This window comes from Algoriphagus jejuensis, assembly GCF_039523455.1.
In the GTDB taxonomy this organism is placed as follows: Bacteria; Bacteroidota; Bacteroidia; order Cytophagales; family Cyclobacteriaceae; genus Algoriphagus; species Algoriphagus jejuensis.
In genome coordinates this window covers 1-20,987 of the sequence record NZ_BAAAFI010000007.1, presented here as the reverse complement: position 1 = coordinate 20,987, position 20,987 = coordinate 1, and the positions used below count along the sequence as shown (strand labels likewise).

Sequence of the window (20,987 nt, the reverse complement as noted above, 5' to 3'; positions counted from 1 at the left end):
CATGTCAGAAAGCAGATTGATTAAACTTTTGAAGGGACTTGGACCCGGGATTATCACCGCCGCTTTGGTCTTTGGGCCGAGCAAGATGACCATCACCTCCAGGTTGGGAGCCGAATACGGCTACGCGACACTTTGGGTGGTGCTGATCGCCATCTTCTTCATGCTGGTATTCACGGACATGGGGGCTCGGATCGGTCTGAGCAGCTCTGAGAGCTTGCTTAGTCAGATCAGAAACAAGTGGGGAAAAGCCGCCGGGGTGGCGATCGGATTAGGTGTCTTTTTGGTAGCGACGTCTTTTCAGGCCGGCAATTCGATCGGAGTGGGGATTGCAGTTGCGGAAGCTACGGGTACTTCGACTTGGGTCTGGGTGCTGGTGTTTAACCTGCTCGGGATCAGTTTGCTGTTTTTCGGGAGTTTTTATAAGACGTTGGAGAAGCTCATGATCGCCCTGGTTGGGTTGATGCTGTTTTCATTTCTTACCACACTATTTCTGAGCAAGCCCTCCTTCAGTGGCATTGCAGCTGGTTTTGTTCCCACCATTCCTTCGGGTTCCACGGGTTTGCTGATCGCCTTCATGGCTTCCTGCTTTTCCATTGTGGGGGCTTTTTATCAATCCTATCTGGTACAGGAAAACAGGAAACCGGGAACGGGCGACGAGGCCAAAAATCGAAGTGCAACCGGGATTCTGATTCTCGGTGTGATGAGTTTGGTCGTCATCATCTGTGCCGCGGCGGTCCTGAATCCGCAGGGAATCAAGGTGAACAGCGCCTCGGAGATGTCCAAAGCACTCGAGCCGCTGTTCGGTTCATATGCTGCGCATCTCTTTTTGGCGGGGCTTTTTGGTGCTTCATTTTCCTCCCTTGTCGGAAATGCCACGGTCGGAGGAAGCCTGTTGGGAGATGCCCTGGGGTTTGGAAGCAGACTCAACTCCAAAGCTGTGCGGGGCTTCATCGCATTGGTCATGGTCTGTGGGGCGAGCATCTCGCTGATCTTTGGAAAGCTGCCTTTGGAGCTGATCATCTTTGCCCAGAGCGTGACTGTGTTTTTGGTTCCGTTTATCGGCATCGCGATGTATTTCATTGCCAGTGACCCCAAAATCATGGGCCGACGGGTCAATTCCCCCTTCGCAAAAATCGCCGGCGCAATCGGGCTGCTCTTGCTGACCGGACTGGCTGTTTGGAATTTTAACGAACTCTTTATCAAATAAATAGAATCGACGTATTCAAATCGATTAGAATAAGAAGCATTTGTGAAAAATTATAATCCTATGAAAGATTTATTTCAATTAGAGCAAGAACTCTCAGTACCGTCACCGGCGCTGATTGCAGATATGGCCAAGATCGAGGGCGATATCCTGCTGCTGGGAGTCGGAGGTAAGATGGGGCCGAGTATGGCCAAGCTGGCGGTAGCTGCCGCAAAAGCTGCCGGAGTGGACAAGAAGGTTATCGGAGTCTCGCGTTTTTCGGATGCCAAAGCAAAGGCTGAGCTGGAAGCGGCAGGGATCACGACCCTCTCCTGCGACTTGCTCAACGATTCGGAACTGCAGGCCTTGCCAGAGGTGGAAAATGTGATTTATCTGGCTGGAAACAAGTTTGGGACCACCGGAAATGAAAGTTTTACCTGGGCGATGAATGCCTACCTGCCGGGACGTGTGGCAGAAAAGTACAAGGATTCTAAGATCGTCGCTTTTTCCTCGGGCAACGTCCTTCCTTTTGTGCCCGTGACTTCGGGCGGACCATCTGAAGAGACTGCGCCAGAGCCGCTCGGCGAATACGCCCAGTCCTGTCTAGGTCGGGAGCGGATCTTTGAATATTTCTCCAAAAGGAACCAAACGCCCACGCTGATCTATCGCCTCAATTATGCGGTGGACTTCCGCTACGGGGTCATGCTGGAAATTGCAAAATCGGTTTTGGGTGGGAAAGAGATCGATCTCCGAACCGAAAACGTCAACGTGATATGGCAGGGGGACGCCAATGAGATTGCCATCCGCTCACTGCTCCATTGCGAGTCGCCGGCCAAGATCCTGAATGTAACTGGCCCGGAGATTCTTTCCGTGAGGTGGATTGCGAACCAGTTTGGAAGGATTTTCGGCATCGAACCCAAATTCATCCATGAACCTACAGGCACGGCACTGCTAAACAACGCTTCGGAGTGCCACCGGATCTTTGGCTACCCGCGGGTGACCGTGCGGGAGATCATCGATATCACGGCGACTTGGCTGTCCCATGGAGGTGACGAGTTTGGCAAGTCGACCCATTTTCAGGAGAGAGGAGGGAAATTCTGATGAAGCAGCTAAGCAACGAATTGAGGTACCACCTCCATGCAGGCACGGTGATTCCGGCACATCCCCTCGCACTCAAGGCTGACCGCACGATCGACGAAGCCAGACAGAGACAACTCAGCCGCTACTACATGGCCAGCGGTGCCGGAGGCATTGCTATTGGGGTTCATTCGACCCAGTTTGAGATCCGCGATTCGGGGGTCGATCTCTATGAGACGGTCCTGAAGTGGGCTGCTGAGGAGATCGCAGCGGCGGATTTGGATCGGCCATTTCTGAAGGTCGCAGGTATCTGTGGCCCTACGGACCAGGCCGAAAAAGAAGCCAAGCTGGCAGCGGACTACGGCTACGACATGGGTTTGCTGAGCATGGGAGGATTGCAGGATTGGTCCGAGCCGGAGATTTTGGAGCGGGTCGGGGCTGTGGCGGCGATCATTCCGGTCTTTGGGTTTTATCTCCAGCCCTCCGTCGGGGGGAGGATTTTTTCCTACGAATTCTGGAAGGAATTTGCGGAAATCGACAACGTCGAGGCAATCAAATGTGCCTCGTTCAACCGCTATCAGACCTTGGATGTGATGCGCGCTGTAGCGCAAAGCAGCCGCCGGGAGGCCATCGCCATGTACACCGGAAACGATGACAACATCGTCGCCGACCTGCTGACGACCTACCGGTTTGAAGTGGAGGGGAAAATCTTCCAAAAAGAGTTTGTGGGTGGCCTGCTGGGACACTGGGCGGTCTATACGCAAAAGGCGGTGGAGCTTTTGGCCGAGATCAAAGCCTGCAAAAAGGAAGGCACGGCGGCCGATTGGTCGAGGCTTTTGACCAAGGGGATAGAAGTGACGGATGTGAATGCAGCCATGTTTGACCCCGCGCACCATTTTCACGGCTGTATCCCCGGAATGCATGAGATGCTGAGAAGACAAGGCTTGCTCGAGGGTATCTGGTGTCTGAATCAGAAGGAAGTATTATCTCCTGGACAGTCGGACGAAATCAGCCGGGTGCATCGGGCCTATCCCCATCTCCATGACGATGCTTTTGTCGCCGAGTTTTTGAACCAAGAAAAATCCAAAAAATGAAAATTTTTAAATCGCTTATAGTCTATCTCTTAATTTGTCTTTTCTCTTTACCAGGTTTAGCGCAATCAGACACGACCCGATTCACCAATCACGGTCCGCAGCTGTTTGCATCTATGATTCAGGGAAGTGTCTTTGCCAAGGATAAAAACGGAAACGATTTGGTTTACACGGTGGTGCGGGGTGAACCGGCTCACCTACTGGGCTACGATATCAAGACCAAAGAATTGATCCTGGACAGGGCGCTTCCCAAAGCGGATGGCGCTTGGGACCTGGCACAGTCCAGCGATGGGACGCTCTACGCTCCTGGTGCAAACGGAAGTCTATTTGCTCATACGCCCGGAACGCAGGAGGTCACCGATCTGGGCGTGGCGTTGGAGGGAGAAACTTACCTGTGGAGTTTGACTCCGGGTGAAGCGGGAGAGGTTTTCGGAGCGACCTATCCAGGTTGCAGGGTTTTCAGATACCATCCCAAGGACGGCTTTTCGGATGTCGGGAGAGGCGCTTTGGTGGAGAAAGAAAACTACGTGCGGAGCTTGGCCTTTTATCCCAAGACCGGAATGCTCTATGCTGGAGTAGGTTCCCAGGCTCATCTGATTGAGATCGATCCCAAAACGGGGGCAAAGACGGAAATTTTGCCCGAAAAATTCAAGAACTATGAGTTCGTCTATGGCCTGGAGATCGTGCCGGGAAAAGACGGGAATGATCGCCTGTTCGCCCTGATCACCAACGGAAGTATTACCCTGGTATACAATTTGAAAACCCGTGGGTTTGAGCAGGAGATCGAGGGGATGGACATGCGGGCGATTGCAGGGGATCAGGACGGAAAGGCGGTTTATTACACTTCGAAGTCAACTTTAAGATCTTTTGATCCAGCTGAAAACGAAACTACTTCTCAAGTGTTCGGCGAAGAGGTCGGGACTGCCAATGCATTTAAGATAGCCGAGGATGGGCAGGTTTACTTCCTTACTTCGGGCGCAAACCTTTTCGCCTTTGATCCATCGGATAATTCATTGGAAAAAACGAAACTTAAAATTCCTGCTCAACCGATTCCCATTCATTCCTTGCTCACAGCTCCGGATGGCAAAATCTGGTCGGGTGGCTATTTGGCCGGAGGCAACGCTACTTTTGATCCCGCGACGGCGACCCATACCTTCTTGCCGGGATTGGATCAGACCGAGGCGATGACCGTGCAGGGGGATCAACTCTTTTTCGGGGTCTATCCCAAGGGAAAATTCTATGTTTTTGACACGAAACAGGAGTGGAAACCGAAAGAGGGCAATCCCAAGTTTCTCGGGCAGACCGAGGGACAAAGTCGCTCCTTTGCGCAGGTGAGCATCCCCGAGCGAAGGCTAATGGTCTTTGGGATGATTCCTGAATACGGCAAACTCGGTGGGGCGATGGCCACGTATGATTTGGCAAAAGAGGAATTGAAGTTCTTTGATAGCCCGGTGGCCAAGCAGTCGATCGCGTCCCTGATCTATACCGAGAATTACGTGCTGGGCGGCACGACCATCTCGGGCGGCTTGGGAAAAGCACCGGAGACCAAAGAGGCAGTCTTGTTTGGCTGGGATCCGGCGACTGGAGAGACTTTGTTCGACACCGTTCCTGTGCCAGGTGCCTCGGCGCTGACCGGCATGATCAAAGGACCGGATGGCAACATTTGGGGAATGGGTGATGGAACGCTGTTTATTTTTGATCCGGTGAAGAGAAAAGTACTGTCAGCGACCAAACTCTACGATTTTCCGGCATTTAAGAGCCACATCTGGAGAAGCGCATTTCTGGTGCTGCATCCCGATGGCAATATCTATGGGAGCGACTGGGAAAAGCTTTTTAAATTAGATCCGAATACACTTGAACTCACTCAACTGACCAAGGATGCGGCGCTGTTAATCATGGGCAAGGACGGTAAACTTTACTTTAAAAGGGGCACAGAGTTGTGGTCCTACCAGCCTTAAACTGGCAGTTGAAGCATAGCTACTAATTTTTTCTGGATTCGTATCAAACAGCGGTGAGTCCTCGCAACTTAGGTACCCGTCAAGGGATTGATCAGTCCTGTGGCGGGTACTTTCTGTTTCCGATTCCCGATTTTCTATATATTTGGTTTGTTGAGCTTAGTTCATATTGTTTTTATCCTAGTAAACCCAAACCAATGAAAACAGCAGCACTCATCCCAGCCCGGTATGCATCGACTCGTTTGCCAGCCAAATTGGTTCAGGATCTCGGGGGTATTTCGGTGATTCAACGGACCTATGTCAGTTCGGTGGCTACCGGGGTTTTTGATGAAGTGTGGGTGGTGACGGATCACAAAGAGATCGAGAAGCAAATCTTGGATTTGGGCGGCAATGTGTTCATGAGCAAGAAAATCCATCAGAGTGGTTCGGATCGAATCGCCGAGGCACTGGAGGCTGTAGATGCCGATTTGATTGTCAACGTTCAGGGCGACGAGCCGTTTCAGGATCCCGAGTCATTGCAGGATTTGGTGGCAGTTTTTGACAAACCCAAGGTGAAGATGGCTTCGCTCATGTGTAGGATTTCGGAAGATGAAGCTTATAATCCGAACACCGTTAAGGTGGTTTTGGATGACAAAATGCACGCGATCTACTTTTCCAGGTCTCCGATTCCTTTCAATAGAGAGCGGACAGAAGATATATTTTATTGGAAGCATGTCGGCGTTTACGCCTATACCAGAGAACTTTTGCTGGAGTTTACGTCCTGGCCCAAAGGCCGTCTGGAGCAGATCGAGATGCTCGAGCAACTGCGGCTGATAGAGCGCGGGGTGAAGATTAAGATGGTGGAGACTGAACACCAAGCCATTGCCATCGATACCAAAGAGGATCTTGACCGAGCAAGGAATTTCCTGAAGAGTATTTTGTAACTGCCTGAACTATGAAGAAACGAGTCACTGGAATTGGAGGGATTTTTTTTAAGGTAAAAGATCCCAATGCGACTAAATCCTGGTATCAGCAACACCTGGGACTGAATACGGATGCGTATGGAACTACCTTTGAATGGAGAAGCAGTGAGAATCCGGAGAAAATGGGTTTTTCTCAATGGTCTCCGATGAAGGATGATACGGACTATTTTAAGCCTTCTGAAAAGGATTTTATGGTTAACTATCGGGTGGAAAATCTGGTCGAATTGGTGGAGGAGTTGAAGGCAGAAGGTGTCACAGTCTTAGATGAAATAGCTGTCTACGACTACGGGAAGTTTGTTCATATCCTGGATCCCGACGGACACGCTATTGAACTTTGGGAGCCTGTCGATGACGTCTACGACGGAATTGTCGAAGGCAGAACGAGAAGTTGATATTGAAATAAGTATCAAGTGACAACCATTTTCAGGCATAGTCAAAGAATCAAGAACTGAGTATCAAGAACCAAATGATGGTGAGACTGCTGTCTGCGAACGATTAACAACTAATTTTCAACCCTTTACTTTTCCCATGAATATCCAGCATCAATCAGACGGCCACCGCGGATCTTTCTTTTTCGGAGAAGCCACCAATCCGCTGGCAGAAATGGTCTACGTGATGGCGGGGCCAAAGAAGATGATCATCGAACATACCGAAGTGGACGAAAGCCTGAAAGGACAGGGAGTCGGTGCGAAATTATTGGAGGCGCTGGTGGACTTTGCCAGAAAAGAAGAAATCAAAGTCATTCCGCTCTGTCCTTTTGCAAACGCTACATTCAAAAAAAGGAAGGATTTGCAAGATGTGTTAAACTGAATTTGAATTTAGTTTCAAACCCTATCAACCTATGATCAGGATTCAGGCAGAGCAGGCCGTTACGCTGGAGGAATTTGTTTTTATCCTTCAGGACTCCGGACTTGGGAAGCGGAGACCCATGAACGATCCCGATCATCTAAAGCGTATGCTTGTCGGCTCAAACCTGCTGGTGACAGCGCGACAAGACGGGCAATTGGTCGGGTTTCTCAGAGGACTTTCTGATCACTGCTACCGTTGTTTTATTGCTGATTTGGCGGTCGCCAAAGCCCACCAAGGAAAAGGTATTGGCAGAAAAATGCTTCAATTCACCCGCGACTTGGAGCCGGATGCCCGGCTGATTTTGTTTGCAGCGGAGGATGCTGAAGCTTTTTACCAAAAGCTCGGGTTCAAAACCCATGTGCGGTGCTATCAGCTGCGGCCCGGAGAGCCACTTTTCTGATTAATCTTTTATCTTGAGGGTATCAACCACCAATCAAATACCCTATGAAGAAGATTTTGCTCTCAGGCGTTGTCCTGATGCTATCCTTTACTGCATTTGCGCAGAAAACCTACATCCATGCAGGTCGCCTGATTGATGTGAAATCCAAGAAAGTCCTGACTGAGCAGACCATTGTGGTCGAAGGAGATAAAATCCTTTCGGTGTCAGCCGGGTATCAAAATAGCGGTACTGGTGACACTGCAATAGATTTAAAAAATGCGACCGTAATGCCGGGATTGATGGATATGCACGTGCACATCGAGAGTCAAACCAGCCCCACTAGATACGTGGATGGGTTTCGTGACAACGAAGCTGACGTTGCATACAAAGCACTTCCCTACGCCCATATTACTTTGATGTCCGGTTTTACCACGGTTCGTGATCTGGGTGGATCTGGCGTCAATATCGCCCTCCGAAATGCCATCAACAGCGGTTTGGTCCTTGGACCAAGGATTTATACTGCCGGAAAATCCATTGCTCCGACGGGCGGTCATGCAGACCCTACCAATGGCGTAAGGCGCGACCTGATGCGTGATCCTGGCCCTGATGAAGGGGTGATCAATGGAGATGACGACGCTCGGAAGGCCGTCCGTCAGGCTGTCAAATATGGCTCAGATCTCATCAAGGTGACTGCAACCGGTGGGGTCTTATCGGTGGCCCGTGATGGCTCGGCACCGCAGTTTCAGCAGGATGAGTTGGATGCGGTGGTACGGACTGCGAAGGACTTTGGTATCACGGTGGCTGCACATGCCCATGGAGATGAGGGGATGAAACGAGCCGTGAAGGCCGGAATTCATTCGATAGAACACGGAACTATGATGACCGAGGAAACCATGGATATGATGATTGCTGCTGGCACTTGGTATGTGCCTACAGTGACAGCTGGAATGTCGGCTGCCGAATACGCTAAAATTCCGGGTTATTACCCTCCAGTAGTCAGAGACAAAGCCATGAACATCGGTGCTCAGATTCAGGAGACTTTTGGGAAAGCTTATAAAAGAGGGGTCAAGATAGCCTTCGGAACGGATGCCGGCGTTTTTCCGCACGGCGAAAATTACCGGGAGTTTCTCTATATGACCGAAGTCGGGATGCCCAATCTGGAAGCTATCCAATCCGCCACGCTCAACGCCGCGCAGCTGCTGGGTATCGAGGCAAAACTCGGAACCATCGAAGTAGGTAAAATCGCCGATATCATCGCAGTATCCGGGAATCCCGACGAGGACATCAAAGTCATGAAGGATGTGACCTTTGTGATGAAAGAGGGAAAAGTATATAAACAATGAGGAATTGTCATTGCTCACGTACCAAAATTCTTGAAAGTTGAACATTGAGTTTGAACCTTGAAAATTTAACTTCCGACTTTCGAGCCTCCTAAACTCCAAAGCAGCATTAAATCCAGAATTGAACAACTATCAAATAATCATTGCTCAATGCTCAAGTACCAAAACCTTGAAAATTAAATAATGAATTTGAACATTGGGAAATTAACTCCCGACTTCCAACTTCCGAACCTACTAACATTCAAAGCATTATGAAAATCAGATTTTTACTTGTCTTCTTATTCTTGGGGACTTTTTCTTTGGCACAAGAAAACAAAGAAACTCCTCAGGCTCCACAGCCTATCGCGCAGGTATTTGAATCCAAGCAATCCGTCACGATCGACGGGAAAGTGATCAACCTCAATGCGAAAGCCGGTACGATGGAGCTGCGCGATGAAAACAATAAGCCTATTGCACTTTTTGGTTTCACGGCGTACTTCAAGGAGAATTCAGAGAAAAACAGGCCGATTGTTTTTGCTTTCAACGGCGGTCCTGGCTCATCCTCTTATTGGCTGCACATGGGGATCATGGGGCCAAAGCGGATCGTGGTGGACGATCCCAACTACAATCAGGCTGCTCCGTATGAGTTGGTAAACAACGAGTACTCCATCTTGGATGTGGCAGATGTCGTAATGATGGATCCTGTGGGCACAGGATTAAGTGTGCCAATAGGAGAGTCCAAGGGCGCTGATTTCTGGGGAGTGGATCAAGACATCCGAAGCGTCAGTTTGTTTGTCATGCAGTTTTTGAAAACTCATAACCGACTAAATTCTCCAAAGTACATCCTTGGCGAAAGCTATGGAACGTTCCGAAATGCCGGCGTGATGAGCTATCTCCTAGACCGGGGATATGCACTAAATGGAGTCATCATGGTGTCGGCGGTACTCGACCTTCGCACCTTGTTTTTCGCTCCCAATGAAGATATGTCCTACATCGCCTACCTCCCCACGATGGCCGCCACTAGCTGGTACCATGACAAGGTTGCCAATAAAGGAGCAGACTTGCCTTCTTTTGTCCAAGAGATGAGGACTTTCACCGAAAACGAGTACGCTCCGGCCCTGTTCAAGGGAAATCGAATCTCCGAAGCAGAGGAAGAGGCAGTCGCGCAGAAATTGGAAGACTACACCGGGATTTCTACGGAAATTTGGAAGAGAGCTGATCTGAAGATCAATGCGGGGGAATATTTTCAGGAATTGCTCCGGTCTACAGGCGAGACGGTGGGTCGTCTCGATTCCAGATACAAAGGAATCAACCTCGATCCCATGTCAATGCAGTCCTTTACAGATCCGCAAAGCGACGCGATCTCGTCCGCCTATACTATGGGGTTTCTGGACTACTTCCATGGAAGTTTGGGAGTGAGCAAGGACTTGTTGTACGCAACCTCAGCTTATTCCAAAGAAGGCTTCAAATGGGACTGGAAGCATCAAGGAAACAATTTTTGGGGGGCAGACGCGGCTGTGACTACTGTGCCGGATATGACCGATGCCTTGAGTAAAGATCCGAATGTAAAGGTTTTGATCATGAACGGTTACTACGATTTAGCGACGGTGTTCTATGGGGTTGAGCATTCGATCTCCCATATCGACCTGCCCAAGTCTGCTACAGATCGCATCATCATGACCTATTACGAAGCTGGACATATGATGTACACGCACCTTCCTTCGGCAAAGCTGTTTCGGGAGGACTTAAAAAAATTCATAGAAGACACCTTAAGGAAATAGTACATAAAACCTGCATCTCAGCTGATAGACTTACCGCATTTAACGGCAGGTTGCTGGGATGCTGGATTTTTCTTGCCTTTAGTTCTGAAAATGAATTGAAGGCTCACCAGACTTGCGAGCTTTATTTTTCGCTTAATGAAACGGTTGCCTAGAGGAGAAAACTTCGCTGCCAGAACTCGGCATGACTCGGTGATCAACAGAGAGCTATTGGCTGTATTTTTCGAGCTGACTGTGGATTTTGTCCAGTGTTAGCGGCTTTTCCAGAAAACCCGAGACTATAGCGTATTCATCGGCTTTTTGCCTGTCTTGGAAATCTATGGAGCTGGAAAGAATTACGATTTTGTCATTTCGGTCTGGATAGACTTTCATGTATTTGTTTAAAAACTCCCAGCCGTTCAAAACCGGCATGTTGATGTCTAAAAAAATGATCAGGCTGTGATTAGGGTTCAGCTCACTGATTTTCAAAAGCGCATCTTCTCCTCCCAGAAATTCTTCGACACGATCGCTTATCCCTGTTTTTGCTAAAAGGCGCCGGTTGATGAGGTTATTGATGGGGTCGTCATCCACTAAAAAGACAGCGTCAAAGTAAACCATTAAATCGATTGTCGGGCGTTAAGGTTGTAAGTATGCCAAAATACAATTATTCCTTAGCCATATAAAAGGATTTACTTCCTTTTTATTTTCGACGCATTCCAACTACTCAAAATCAGGCAAATAAAAAAGGAGGCCTCAAGACCTCCTTTCTATTAGCTGGGTGATGAATTACATCATGCCACCCATTCCGCCGCCACCCATAGGAGGCATAGCCGGAGCGTCTTCTTTCACATCAGCTACCACACACTCAGTGGTCAATAGCAATGCAGCAATAGAAGCGGCATTTTCAAGAGCCAATCGAGTCACTTTAGTAGGATCGATGACGCCTGCTGCAAACAGATCTTCGTAAACATCTGTTCTTGCATTGTAACCGTAATTACCAGAGTTTTCTCTGATCTTGTTGATCACTACTGATGGCTCACCACCAGCGTTAGCTACGATAGTTCTCAGCGGAGACTCGATCGCCAAGCGGATGATGTTGATACCTGTATCCTGATCTTCGTTTTCGCCTTTGAGGTCAGCAAGTGCGTCGGCAGCTCTTACCAACGCCACTCCACCACCTACTACTACGCCTTCTTGTACGGCCGCTCTAGTAGCGTGCAATGCATCATCTACACGGTCTTTCTTCTCTTTCATCTCTACTTCAGTGGCAGCACCGATGTAAAGAATCGCAACTCCGCCAGACAATTTGGCAAGTCTTTCCTGAAGCTTTTCTTTGTCGTAGTCAGAAGTAGTCTTTTCGATCTGAGCTTTGATCTCAGCGATTCTGCCTTTGATCGCGGCTGCATCACCCGCACCGTTTACGATAGTGGTGTTGTCCTTGTCGATGTTGATTTTCTCAGCTCTACCCAACATGTCAGTAGTAGCATTTTCCAATTTGAAACCTCTTTCTTCAGAGATTACTGTTCCGCCGGTCAAGATCGCGATGTCTTCCAACATTGCTTTTCTTCTGTCACCGAAACCTGGAGCTTTCACCGCGGCTACTTTCAAAGCGCCTCTGATCTTATTCACTACCAAAGTAGCCAACGCTTCACCGTCCACATCTTCAGAGATGATCAACAATGGCTTGCCAGACTGAGCAACTGGCTCCAATACCGGAAGCAATTCCTTCATCGAAGAGATCTTCTTGTCGTAGATCAAGATGTATGGTTGGTCCAGTTCAGCTTCCATTTTCTCCGTGTTAGTGACGAAGTAAGGAGACAGATAACCTCTGTCAAACTGCATACCTTCTACAGTCTTCACGTCAGTTTCAGTGCCTTTTGCTTCCTCTACCGTGATGACACCGTCTTTGCCGACTTTGTCCATCGCGTCGGAGATCATATTACCGATTTCTTCGTCGTTGTTTGCGGATACAGTAGCTACCTGAGCGATCTCCTTAGAAGTGGAGATTTGCTTGGAGTCTGCTTTCAGTTTAGCAACTACGGCAGCGACAGCCTTGTCAATGCCTCTTTTCAGATCCATTGGGTTCGCACCGGCAGCTACGTTTTTAATGCCCACGTTGAAGATAGATTGAGCCAATACCGTTGCCGTGGTAGTTCCGTCACCAGCATTGTCAGCTGTCTTGGAAGCCACTTCTTTCACGAGCTGAGCGCCCATGTTTTCGATTGGTTCTGACAGTTCGATTTCTTTTGCCACGGATACACCATCTTTGGTGATCGTAGGAGCACCGAATTTTTTGTCAATGATGACGTTACGGCCTTTAGGACCCAAAGTAACTTTTACTGCGTCTGCCAATGCATCCACGCCTTTTTTCAGACGGTCTCTAGCATCAGTATCGAAATACAATTGTTTTGCCATGATATTTTAGATTTTCAGTTTGTTGATTTTGCTTGATTGATTAAAGGATCGCAAAGATGTCAGACTCTCTCATGATGAGGAAATCCTTGCCTTCTACGCTCAGTTCAGTGCCGGAATACTTTCCGTACAAAACAGTATCGCCCACTTTCACAGTCAATGGCTCATCTTTTTTGCCGTTTCCAACTGCTACGACAGTTCCTTTTTGAGGCTTTTCTTTAGCAGTGTCAGGGATATAAAGTCCTGAAGCAGTCTTCTCTTCCGCTGCAGCAGGTTGTACCAAAACTCGGTCTGCAAGAGGTTTGATGTTCACGTTTGACATAGTATTAAATTGTTTAAGGTTAATTTTTAGATTAAAATGCTATAGCCCTCTTATCACTTCCTGTGCCAAGGGATGTTTCATGGCGAAAGGCTGACAAATCGGCTGTAAAAATCGCCGGGCTAACGCTCGTTAGCTTTTAATAAGGCACTTGAAACCTGTCAAATTTTCGCCTGCTTCGATAAAAAATGTCAGAATTGCGTATTTTGATACAAACCTTAAAACCTTTTGAGCCTATGAGAACATTGCCTAAAAATTGGATCACCGACGGATTGATCGATTTTGAATACAAAAAATATCAACTGCTTGCCTACTTGCAGGAAGCTGAACGGGAATTTCAGGCAGTCAAATTGTATCCCATGCTGTCAGACCTGATCGACCATCATCGGCTATTGCAAGAGCTGAACTCGGGAAAAACGGAGTTGAACAAGCTCTTTCCAAAAGCACTCAATGGCATAGACTTTCAAAATGCACAACTCCAGTTTGAGAAAAAGGTCGAAGACGGGGAGGTCATGAAGGAAATCTCCCAAATCACTGCCTATGCCTTGCCTCGGCTTGCAACTCAGATCGAAGAGGGTAAATCCATCTATGATTTTGTAGAGGAGCAGGTGGAGTTTGAACCGGTGGGCATTCAGCCGATTTACAATCGCGAAGGTTTTATCCTAGTGACGCAGGAAAATGCCAGTGATGTACATACCTATCGCTACAAGTCCAATTTTCTTCAGCTCGCCGGTGAAAAGTTTCGAAGTATTACCTTTTGGTTTATGGGAGTATTCCAGAAAACCCTGGTCAACACGCTGGAAAAGCTAAAAATGCAACTGATACGCGAAGTGAAGGAGCTTCCGAATCCCGCTACGTGGCGCCTGCATAGTCACCATACCTTTCCGATCGAGGAGACGCTTATACCTATTTCCAAGCGGCTGGTGTTGCAGCAGATAAAATGAAAAAATCCCGCTTTTGGCGGGATTTTTCACTTGGGTTCAATTGAAATTAATTTCCTGTAGAGTCTGGAGCTGGTGTAGCCTCAGGTTCTGCCGCTGGAAGCAAACTTTCGTCACCGAATGCCGGCGCTACTACTTGCTGTTTGGCACTTTCAATGTTAGGAGAGGAGAATTGGTTTGGCTGGCTGTTGGTGTAGAAAGCGGAAGAAGCCAAAGACAAAGCTAAGATAGAAATTGCCAGAATCCAGGTCGCTTTTTCCAGTACATTTCCGGTCTTGGTTACGCCCATAATCTGAGAAGCACTGCCTCCGAAAGCCGCTCCGGCTCCGCCTTTTGAGTTTTGGCCTAGGATCACCAGGATCAGTAGCACCGCCAAAATCAAAATAATAGTAATCAATACTGTAAACATATCTGTTAAATTATTCCTTCAGTTTTTCGATCAAGTCCGCAAAGTAAGCCCTTTTCTCGGGAAACTTCAAAATCAGCTTCTCATATATTTCTTTGGCCTTGACTTTTTTCCCTTGATTGATCAATATTCTGGCAAATGTCTCCGACAGGAGATTTTCATTGAGCTTAGTGCTGGCTTCGGCCAGATTTTCGGTATTTTGATTGGCCTCGATTTCCTTGATCGTAGCCAGTTTGATGTCCTTTTTGCTAAACGCCTTAATCAGGTCAATTTGCTCTTTTTTCTTGGCATCCAGAATAGCCTTTTTTTCTTTTCGCTTGATGGTTTCGAGCAGATCATCTTTTGGTGGTTGACGCCGTCTAAGTTTCGATTTATCAGTATCGATACCCTCTGGCTTTGCTGCCGTACCGTTCTGCTGTTCATCCAGATTATTTGGGGCCTCGGTTTGATTTTCTGAATTCTTTATTTCAGGACTTTCAGGAAGCAGGTCTTTTTGAGTTTCCGTGGGTTGAAAATCCTGGGTAGCCGGACTTTCCACCAAGGTTTTCAGCCAAATTCGGTCTGGACTGGTAATGGCTGCCTGAGCCAAAATATTACTTTTTATTCGGCCGTTTTTTAAAAAGTCGTGCCGAGCCGCCAGTACATGCGGAATCTGGAAATAAGGGAAATTCTCCTGAATCTTTGTGAGTTGGAGTAGATCGTCCCTTTCCAGGTGATCGGTTTTTTGAATTAAATCTAGGAATTGAGCTGCGTTCACGTTCCGGGTTTTGATTTCAAGTTAGCAAAATTACCAGTTGGCAACTGTCGCTGTGAAGATATCCTGGATGATCACCTCAAATATTTCTTCCACCAGTTGATTTTCCACATCGAGCAAAGTGACGTTTCGGGGATCATAATCCTTGAAAAAAGTAAAGGGTTGATTTTTACTTTCCTCTTCATTGCTGAGGTTGATGTATTCTACATTGACCGTAATGGTCAATCTCATTTGGCCAGCCCGGTCGGGAAGGTTGGGGTCGCCACTGGAGACGGCCGCCTGAGGGGTCAGCGAATATCGGCTAATTGCCCCAGAAAACTGGAGGTCTCCGTTGTTTCGAACGAGCTCCAGCTGCGTATTTCGTTGGTAGTATTCTTTGATTGCTTCGGTAAATCGCTGCTCCATGTTGGCTGGTCCTCCGCCTGAATCATTGAAGAAGTTCTCTACTGAGAAGGTCTTTACAAATTCGTAATTGATATTGGTGCCGGTGAAGCTGTACTTCACTGCGCATCCCTGTAGTCCTAGCAAAGCGACGATTATAAAGGAGAAAAAGCGCCTACTCAATTTCATATTGTTTGATCTTGCGGTAAAGTGTTCGCTCCGAGATTCCTAGGTCACCGGCTGCATACTTTCTCTTGTTATTATGCTTGCGCAAAGCTCTGAGGATCATCTCCCTTTCCTTTTTTTCCAATGAAAGGGAATTGTCGTCTTCCTCATGGATGATGTCTTCAATCACTTCCTCTTCGTATTCGTCGTTGCTGAGGGAAGTGTTTTTCTGCGATTCCAAAACCAATGGAAAAGAACTACCGCTGTCCATGTTTTCCTTTTGAGAAAATCCGGAATCCAAATCTTCAAAAAGTCCTTGGTGCTTTTGCATGATTGTGGAGTTGATTCCGCCGTTTTGATAGGATTCGAGCACGAGTTTTTTCAAGTCATTCATGTCCTTTTTCATATCAAAAAGGACTTTGTAGAGGAGGTCTCGCTCTGAGAAATCATGCTGTTCACCGGAGGTCGTGGAAGGCAATGCCATCGGCAGGCGGGAGGTTTCAGCAGGTAAATATTTCGCAAGCGTCGGGGCATTGACTTCTCTGTTTTCCTCCAAAAGAGAGATTTGCTCTGCGATGTTTTTGAGCTGTCGGATATTGCCAGGGAATCCGTAGCGCATCAATGCAGCCTGCGCATCTGGATCGAGGCTAATGGGCCTGACGTGGTACTTTTCGGAGAAATCTCCCGTGAATTTGCGAAAAAGCAGCACGACATCTTCCCCTCGTTCCCGCAAGGGTGGAACGTATATTGGAACGGTATTCAGACGGTAATAGAGGTCTTCGCGAAACTTCCCTTTTTCGACTGCCTTGAGTAAGTTGACATTAGTAGCCGTGATGACTCGGACATTGGTCTTTTGAACTTTGGAGGAACCCACTTTGATAAACTCGCCATTTTCCAAAACCCGCAGCAGGCGTGCTTGCGTGCCCAAAGGCATTTCCCCGATTTCATCGAGGAAAATCGAACCTCCATCGGTGACTTCAAAATACCCTTTCCGGGCTTCGTGCGCACCGGTGAAAGAGCCTTTCTCGTGACCAAATAGCTCCGAGTCTATTGTGCCTTCGGGGATCGCCCCGCAGTTGATCGCGATAAACTTGCCGTGCTTTCGCAGGGAAAGTGAGTGGATGATCTTGGAGAAGCTTTCCTTGCCGCTCCCGCTTTCTCCGGTGATCAGCACCGTCATATCGGTCGGCGCCGCTTGCATGGCCACCAAGATAGCCTGATTGAGTAAAGGGCTAAATCCAATTATCCCAAAGCGTTGCTTGACGCTGTGAATTTCCTGAGGAGTGATCATACCCAATTTGGTTTTTCGACAGATAGATTGCTTCGCTTCCCTAGCAATGAATTTGGGGTCATCATACCAGGATTGGATTTACTTCCAAAACCTCCCCAAACAACGTCGCCTGGGATACTTCGGTGATTTTTACCCGGACGTAATCACCCTTTTTGGCATGCCCTGCCGGGATGATCACGACTTTGTTGGCCGAATTCCTTCCTTTCAATTGCTGGTCAGATTTCTTGGCTGTTCCCTCAATCAGGATCAGTTGCTCCTGGCCAAAGTCAAGCTTATTTCGCTCTGACGAAAGATGCGCTTGCTTGGTGATTACCTCAGCTAGTCTTCTCTTCTTAGTTTCGAGGGGGATATCGTCTTCGTATTTCTTTGCGGCCAAAGTGCCCGGGCGCTCGGAATAGAAGAACATGTAGGAGAAATCGTACTTGACGATGTCCATCAGCGACAAGGTGTCCTGATGCTCTTCCTCTGTTTCGGTACAGAATCCCGTGATCATGTCGGATGAGATTCCGCATTCTTCGCCGAGGATTTCCCGAATGGCATTCACGCGATTGAGGTACCACTCACGGTCGTAGGTTCGGTTCATCAGCTCCAGCACTCGGCTGTTGCCGCTTTGGACTGGAAGGTGGATGTATTTGCAGATGTTGTCGTACTTCTTCATGGTGTGAAGAACCTCATCCGTAATGTCCTTGGGATGGGAGGTAGAAAAGCGAACCCGCAAGTAAGGGCTCACCTGCGCGACCATCTCCAGGAGGTGGGCGAAGTTCACCACGTGAGTCACCTCTTCCTCCTTTTTGTTGAGTCGGGCTTTGTTGTTTTCCTCAGGCGACCACTTGTAGCTGTCCACGTTTTGGCCTAGAAGTGTGACTTCCTTATAGCCTTTGGCAAAGAGATCCTGGGCTTCTGCTACGATCGAGTGTGGATCGCGGCTTCTCTCTCTGCCTCGTGTGAAAGGCACCACGCAAAACGAACACATGTTGTCACAGCCACGCATGATGGAGATGAAGGCCGTGACTCCATTGGAGTTTAGCCGGACGGGTGCGATGTCGGCGTAGGTCTCTTCACGGGAAAGAAAGGTGTTGACACCTTTTTCACCCTCTTCGGCGGCGGAGATCAGGTTGGGAAGGTCACGATAGGCATCTGGCCCTACGACCAAGTCCACGATTTTTTCCTCGGCAAGCAGGTTTTCCTTCAGCCGCTCTGCCATGCAGCCAAGTACTCCGATAGTCAGTTCTGGTTTTGCTTTTTTCGCCCGTTGGAAATCCGACAGGCGCTTCCTGACGGTCAATTCTGCTTTTTCACGGATCGAACAGGTATTCAAAAAGATCACATCCGCTTGCTGAAAGTCAGCGGTCGTGTCAAAACCGTTATCCTTCATGATGGAGGCGACGATCTCCGAGTCCGCAAAGTTCATCTGACAGCCGTAGCTCTCGATGTAGAGTTTTTTGGACTTGCCGGTGTTTTCGTCTGGCGTGGTTTTGAAATCGCAAGCCTGGGCTTCCTCCCCAGAGATGATGTCAATGTCTGCAATTAAATTATTCATTTACTTCTTTTTTCCTTCTTTCGGATCGCGAAATTACGAAAATGCGGACAAAATGGCAGGGAGTTTCGAGATTTAGTTTTTCAAAGATTTCGAATATTACTTTTTGAATTCACACTGGATCTATCGTTTCAGTAGTAAAAGTGTTTCTTGTATTTTTTTTTAAACGCTTTTAGTTGTAGGTTAAAAATTAAACTTTTAAAAAACCTATATGAAAGTGACGAAGAAAATTACACTCGTATACATCATTGTCATTTTCTCAACCGCATTTTTTCAATCATGCAACTCCAAAGAAGGGGATGACCAGAATCCACAAAATCTAAATGACAAATATTTTGAAGGAAAGGATATTCGAGGCAGGATCCTATTGCCGGAGGGAATGTCATCGGAAGATCTCGAGGTAATGAATGTAATGTCTAACACAGATGCTTCACCGTATAGTGAGGGGGAATTTGGGCTGGATCTGGATGGTACTTATACTGCTTTTTTTGCGAGATATTCGAACTCTGAGGTCGCCTTAATGGGCTATTTTTATCCAGGAGCTGCGGATTTCAATATCACTCCCAGATCTACTGCGCTTGCAATGGTGATGATGACTCCGGCAGTTGTTTCCCTTTCGGATGAAGGGAAAAAGTCCTTTATAGCATAAGCTATGGCGGACCCTGCTTTTGCTCTTTTAGAATCCGAAATACTTAAAAACCTTAAATTGAATAAGCCACTTTTTGACGAAACCAACACTGGAATCGCAGCGGCTTTGGTTGAGCTTTTTAGTTCCGCATCGGCGAGGATGGCGGCCGAAGAAAAAGAACTTCCTGTCAATACATTTAAAGCGGGGAATAATTTTACTTTCAACAATAAAGGCTCAGCGGTAACCACCGTTATCGGGATTTACAAAGGTTCAGACCGGGTTGGGAAGGTGGTAGTGGAAGGACTGAAAATCGTTCCGGCTTCTATTCAGGAACTAATAAGTGGCAAAGGTGAAATTGTGAGCGAATCAGGAGATCAACAATTTTTGGTTGAAGGAGAAGGGAATTTCACTTTTAAATATCGAACCGGGCGACCAGGGTCTTCCAGCGGGGCTGAACACGATGAGGCATTCTATGAAAATCTTGGACAGTTTTCATATAATCTATTGCAAACGTTGATTCCAGTTTTGGATCCAAAACAAAGCTGTAAGAAGACTGTAATATTCAATCTGATTGGTTTGATACACTCCTCTACCAATTTTAACAGCAGCACAAGTATTTCGGAGATTTTATATACGGTTCGAAACATCACGATGTCCAATGTAGAGGGACTGATAAAGAATTGCACTTTGGATGGGTTTCTTAATATAGAGTGGTTTGGGTATATGGTCAAGAATTGGAATTTTATTGATAAGGCCTTTGCAGTCATTGCCAATGGTGCAAATACCACGGCCATAGGTGTAGCCTGGATTGCTGCTGAACCTGAGATTGATGTTTGCTATCTTGCCAACGGAAATCAAGTAGAACTAAATGAAAATTGCTTGGGGACTTTCACAGATCCGCGTGATGGCAATGTCTATAAAACAGTTAAGATCGGTGATCAAACTTGGTTTGCGGACAACCTGCGTTATGAGGGGGATATATCTCAAGTCATCTCACAGCAAGTCTGGGCTGCGATATGGAATAACAATAGGCCAACCGAAAAGCCGGCTTGGTCTTATTATAGTAATAGTGCTACTAACGATTCTGACTTCGGAAAACTATACAATTGGTTTGCTGTAAATAAAACTAAATTGTGTCCCGAAGGATGGCATATACCCTCTAGTAATGAGTGGAAAATACTTTCTGATTATTTAGGAGGCGCTGCCGTCGCTGGAGGTAAAATGAAAACAACGACAATCTGGAAAGGTGAAAATGTCGGAGCAACCAATGAGTCAAATTTCTCTGCACTTCCAGGTGGTGACAGGACGGTAGATAAGGGTTTTGGTAATGGGGGGTATTGGGGTAGCTGGTGGAGCTCTACTTCAGTTAATGATTTGAGTGCAATTGGGTATTATTTGGAAAGCAGTAAAGCTTCATTGGGAAAAGACGGTAATATAAAGGGAGACGGATTTTCATGCCGCTGCATCAAGGATTGATAAGGGTTGTAATAACTTATTATGGGATAGTTCATTAAACTGTGTCTAGGGTTTAAACTTTGTATCAACCCATTCCCTTAGTTGGCCTAGGCCAACTAAGGGAAT

General features: G+C 47.4%; 21 protein-coding genes. 13 read left to right on the top strand and 8 right to left on the bottom strand.

Features of this window, described 5'->3' with window-relative positions; genetic code table 11:
* The first annotated feature begins 1 nt into the window (after position 1).
* The 10 genes from ABD031_RS07995 to ABD031_RS07950 all read left to right on the top strand — a co-directional run bounded on the left by ABD031_RS07995 (position 2) and on the right by ABD031_RS07950 (position 10,596).
* Complete coding sequence (locus ABD031_RS07995) at positions 2-1,207, top strand: Nramp family divalent metal transporter (protein ID WP_343850144.1); 1,206 nt, start codon at positions 2-4, stop codon at positions 1,205-1,207.
* A gap of 60 nt (positions 1,208-1,267) precedes the next feature.
* A complete protein-coding gene (locus tag ABD031_RS07990) occupies positions 1,268-2,284 on the top strand; it encodes an NAD-dependent epimerase/dehydratase family protein (protein WP_343850143.1) in 1,017 nt (338 codons plus the stop codon).
* Positions 2,284-3,354 carry a dihydrodipicolinate synthase family protein gene (locus ABD031_RS07985; RefSeq protein ID WP_343850141.1) on the top strand — a complete coding sequence of 357 codons (1,071 nt, stop codon included), beginning with the start codon at positions 2,284-2,286 and terminating at the stop codon, positions 3,352-3,354. The genes ABD031_RS07990 and ABD031_RS07985 overlap by 1 nt, the downstream gene beginning before the upstream one ends.
* A complete protein-coding gene (locus ABD031_RS07980) occupies positions 3,351-5,309 on the top strand; it encodes a ligand-binding sensor domain-containing protein (RefSeq protein WP_343850139.1) in 1,959 nt (652 codons plus the stop codon). Before ABD031_RS07985 ends, ABD031_RS07980 begins: the two co-directional genes overlap by 4 nt.
* A 194-nt stretch (positions 5,310-5,503) precedes the next feature.
* Positions 5,504-6,229 (top strand): 3-deoxy-manno-octulosonate cytidylyltransferase, encoded by a 726-nt coding sequence (gene kdsB / locus ABD031_RS07975; protein ID WP_343850137.1) that lies wholly within the window; start codon positions 5,504-5,506, stop codon positions 6,227-6,229.
* A gap of 11 nt (positions 6,230-6,240) precedes the next feature.
* Positions 6,241-6,660, top strand: a complete 420-nt coding sequence (locus ABD031_RS07970; RefSeq protein ID WP_343850135.1) for a VOC family protein — start codon at positions 6,241-6,243, stop codon at positions 6,658-6,660.
* 136 nt (positions 6,661-6,796) lie between these two features.
* The gene (locus ABD031_RS07965; protein ID WP_343850133.1) at positions 6,797-7,078 is read left to right on the top strand and encodes a GNAT family N-acetyltransferase; all 282 of its coding nucleotides are present in this window, start codon (positions 6,797-6,799) and stop codon (positions 7,076-7,078) included.
* 31 nt (positions 7,079-7,109) lie between these two features.
* Positions 7,110-7,517: a GNAT family N-acetyltransferase gene (locus ABD031_RS07960; RefSeq protein ID WP_343850131.1), complete on the top strand. Its 408-nt coding sequence runs from the start codon at positions 7,110-7,112 to the stop codon at positions 7,515-7,517.
* A 44-nt stretch (positions 7,518-7,561) separates the two neighbouring features.
* Positions 7,562-8,839: a metal-dependent hydrolase family protein gene (locus ABD031_RS07955; protein WP_343850129.1), complete on the top strand. Its 1,278-nt coding sequence runs from the start codon at positions 7,562-7,564 to the stop codon at positions 8,837-8,839.
* A 248-nt stretch (positions 8,840-9,087) separates the two neighbouring features.
* Positions 9,088-10,596 carry a S10 family peptidase gene (locus ABD031_RS07950; RefSeq protein ID WP_343850127.1) on the top strand — a complete coding sequence of 503 codons (1,509 nt, stop codon included), beginning with the start codon at positions 9,088-9,090 and terminating at the stop codon, positions 10,594-10,596.
* Between the two features lie 204 nt (positions 10,597-10,800).
* On the opposite strand, the gene ABD031_RS07945 is transcribed toward ABD031_RS07950, so the two are convergent.
* The 3 genes from ABD031_RS07945 to ABD031_RS07935 form a co-directional block, all read right to left on the bottom strand.
* The gene (locus ABD031_RS07945; RefSeq protein WP_343850125.1) at positions 10,801-11,190 is read right to left on the bottom strand and encodes a response regulator; all 390 of its coding nucleotides are present in this window, start codon (positions 11,188-11,190) and stop codon (positions 10,801-10,803) included.
* 168 nt (positions 11,191-11,358) lie between these two features.
* Positions 11,359-12,987: a chaperonin GroEL gene (gene groL / locus ABD031_RS07940; RefSeq protein WP_343850123.1), complete on the bottom strand. Its 1,629-nt coding sequence runs from the start codon at positions 12,985-12,987 to the stop codon at positions 11,359-11,361.
* A 40-nt stretch (positions 12,988-13,027) separates the two neighbouring features.
* The gene (locus ABD031_RS07935; protein ID WP_026970168.1) at positions 13,028-13,306 is read right to left on the bottom strand and encodes a co-chaperone GroES; all 279 of its coding nucleotides are present in this window, start codon (positions 13,304-13,306) and stop codon (positions 13,028-13,030) included.
* A gap of 233 nt (positions 13,307-13,539) precedes the next feature.
* On the opposite strand from ABD031_RS07935, the gene ABD031_RS07930 reads away from it, so the two are divergent.
* Positions 13,540-14,247 (top strand): hypothetical protein, encoded by a 708-nt coding sequence (locus ABD031_RS07930; RefSeq protein ID WP_343850119.1) that lies wholly within the window; start codon positions 13,540-13,542, stop codon positions 14,245-14,247.
* 46 nt (positions 14,248-14,293) lie between these two features.
* Here ABD031_RS07930 and secG read toward each other — a convergent pair whose 3' ends face one another.
* The 5 genes from secG to miaB all read right to left on the bottom strand — a co-directional run bounded on the left by secG (position 14,294) and on the right by miaB (position 18,781).
* Positions 14,294-14,653, bottom strand: coding sequence for a preprotein translocase subunit SecG (gene secG, locus ABD031_RS07925; RefSeq protein WP_343850117.1), 360 nt, complete (start codon positions 14,651-14,653; stop codon positions 14,294-14,296).
* Positions 14,654-14,663: 10 nt separating this feature from the next.
* Positions 14,664-15,407 (bottom strand): hypothetical protein, encoded by a 744-nt coding sequence (locus ABD031_RS07920; protein ID WP_343850115.1) that lies wholly within the window; start codon positions 15,405-15,407, stop codon positions 14,664-14,666.
* A gap of 30 nt (positions 15,408-15,437) precedes the next feature.
* Complete coding sequence (locus ABD031_RS07915; protein WP_343850113.1) at positions 15,438-15,974, bottom strand: LptE family protein; 537 nt, start codon at positions 15,972-15,974, stop codon at positions 15,438-15,440.
* Positions 15,961-17,241 carry a sigma-54 interaction domain-containing protein gene (locus ABD031_RS07910; protein WP_343850111.1) on the bottom strand — a complete coding sequence of 427 codons (1,281 nt, stop codon included), beginning with the start codon at positions 17,239-17,241 and terminating at the stop codon, positions 15,961-15,963. Before ABD031_RS07910 ends, ABD031_RS07915 begins: the two co-directional genes overlap by 14 nt.
* Before the next feature lie 61 nt (positions 17,242-17,302).
* The gene (miaB, locus tag ABD031_RS07905; RefSeq protein WP_343850109.1) at positions 17,303-18,781 is read right to left on the bottom strand and encodes a tRNA (N6-isopentenyl adenosine(37)-C2)-methylthiotransferase MiaB; all 1,479 of its coding nucleotides are present in this window, start codon (positions 18,779-18,781) and stop codon (positions 17,303-17,305) included.
* 214 nt (positions 18,782-18,995) lie between these two features.
* On the opposite strand from miaB, the gene ABD031_RS07900 reads away from it, so the two are divergent.
* Positions 18,996-19,427: a hypothetical protein gene (locus ABD031_RS07900; protein ID WP_343850107.1), complete on the top strand. Its 432-nt coding sequence runs from the start codon at positions 18,996-18,998 to the stop codon at positions 19,425-19,427.
* A gap of 3 nt (positions 19,428-19,430) precedes the next feature.
* Positions 19,431-20,882, top strand: a complete 1,452-nt coding sequence (locus tag ABD031_RS07895) for an FISUMP domain-containing protein (protein WP_343850105.1) — start codon at positions 19,431-19,433, stop codon at positions 20,880-20,882.
* Positions 20,883-20,987 lie beyond the last annotated feature (105 nt).

Coding starts and splice junctions, on each gene's coding strand:
- ABD031_RS07970 (WP_343850135.1), top strand. CDS start 6,241: ATGAAGAAACGAGTCACTGGAATTGGAGGGATTTTTTTTAAGGTAAAA.
- ABD031_RS07980 (WP_343850139.1), top strand. CDS start 3,351: ATGAAAATTTTTAAATCGCTTATAGTCTATCTCTTAATTTGTCTTTTC.
- ABD031_RS07910 (WP_343850111.1), bottom strand. CDS start 17,241: ATGATCACTCCTCAGGAAATTCACAGCGTCAAGCAACGCTTTGGGATA.
- secG (WP_343850117.1), bottom strand. CDS start 14,653: ATGTTTACAGTATTGATTACTATTATTTTGATTTTGGCGGTGCTACTG.
- ABD031_RS07960 (WP_343850131.1), top strand. CDS start 7,110: ATGATCAGGATTCAGGCAGAGCAGGCCGTTACGCTGGAGGAATTTGTT.
- ABD031_RS07950 (WP_343850127.1), top strand. CDS start 9,088: ATGAAAATCAGATTTTTACTTGTCTTCTTATTCTTGGGGACTTTTTCT.
- ABD031_RS07895 (WP_343850105.1), top strand. CDS start 19,431: ATGGCGGACCCTGCTTTTGCTCTTTTAGAATCCGAAATACTTAAAAAC.
- ABD031_RS07995 (WP_343850144.1), top strand. CDS start 2: ATGTCAGAAAGCAGATTGATTAAACTTTTGAAGGGACTTGGACCCGGG.
- groL (WP_343850123.1), bottom strand. CDS start 12,987: ATGGCAAAACAATTGTATTTCGATACTGATGCTAGAGACCGTCTGAAA.
- ABD031_RS07955 (WP_343850129.1), top strand. CDS start 7,562: ATGAAGAAGATTTTGCTCTCAGGCGTTGTCCTGATGCTATCCTTTACT.
- ABD031_RS07965 (WP_343850133.1), top strand. CDS start 6,797: ATGAATATCCAGCATCAATCAGACGGCCACCGCGGATCTTTCTTTTTC.
- ABD031_RS07945 (WP_343850125.1), bottom strand. CDS start 11,190: ATGGTTTACTTTGACGCTGTCTTTTTAGTGGATGACGACCCCATCAAT.
- ABD031_RS07990 (WP_343850143.1), top strand. CDS start 1,268: ATGAAAGATTTATTTCAATTAGAGCAAGAACTCTCAGTACCGTCACCG.
- ABD031_RS07985 (WP_343850141.1), top strand. CDS start 2,284: ATGAAGCAGCTAAGCAACGAATTGAGGTACCACCTCCATGCAGGCACG.
- ABD031_RS07930 (WP_343850119.1), top strand. CDS start 13,540: ATGAGAACATTGCCTAAAAATTGGATCACCGACGGATTGATCGATTTT.
- miaB (WP_343850109.1), bottom strand. CDS start 18,781: ATGAATAATTTAATTGCAGACATTGACATCATCTCTGGGGAGGAAGCC.
- ABD031_RS07915 (WP_343850113.1), bottom strand. CDS start 15,974: ATGAAATTGAGTAGGCGCTTTTTCTCCTTTATAATCGTCGCTTTGCTA.
- kdsB (WP_343850137.1), top strand. CDS start 5,504: ATGAAAACAGCAGCACTCATCCCAGCCCGGTATGCATCGACTCGTTTG.
- ABD031_RS07935 (WP_026970168.1), bottom strand. CDS start 13,306: ATGTCAAACGTGAACATCAAACCTCTTGCAGACCGAGTTTTGGTACAA.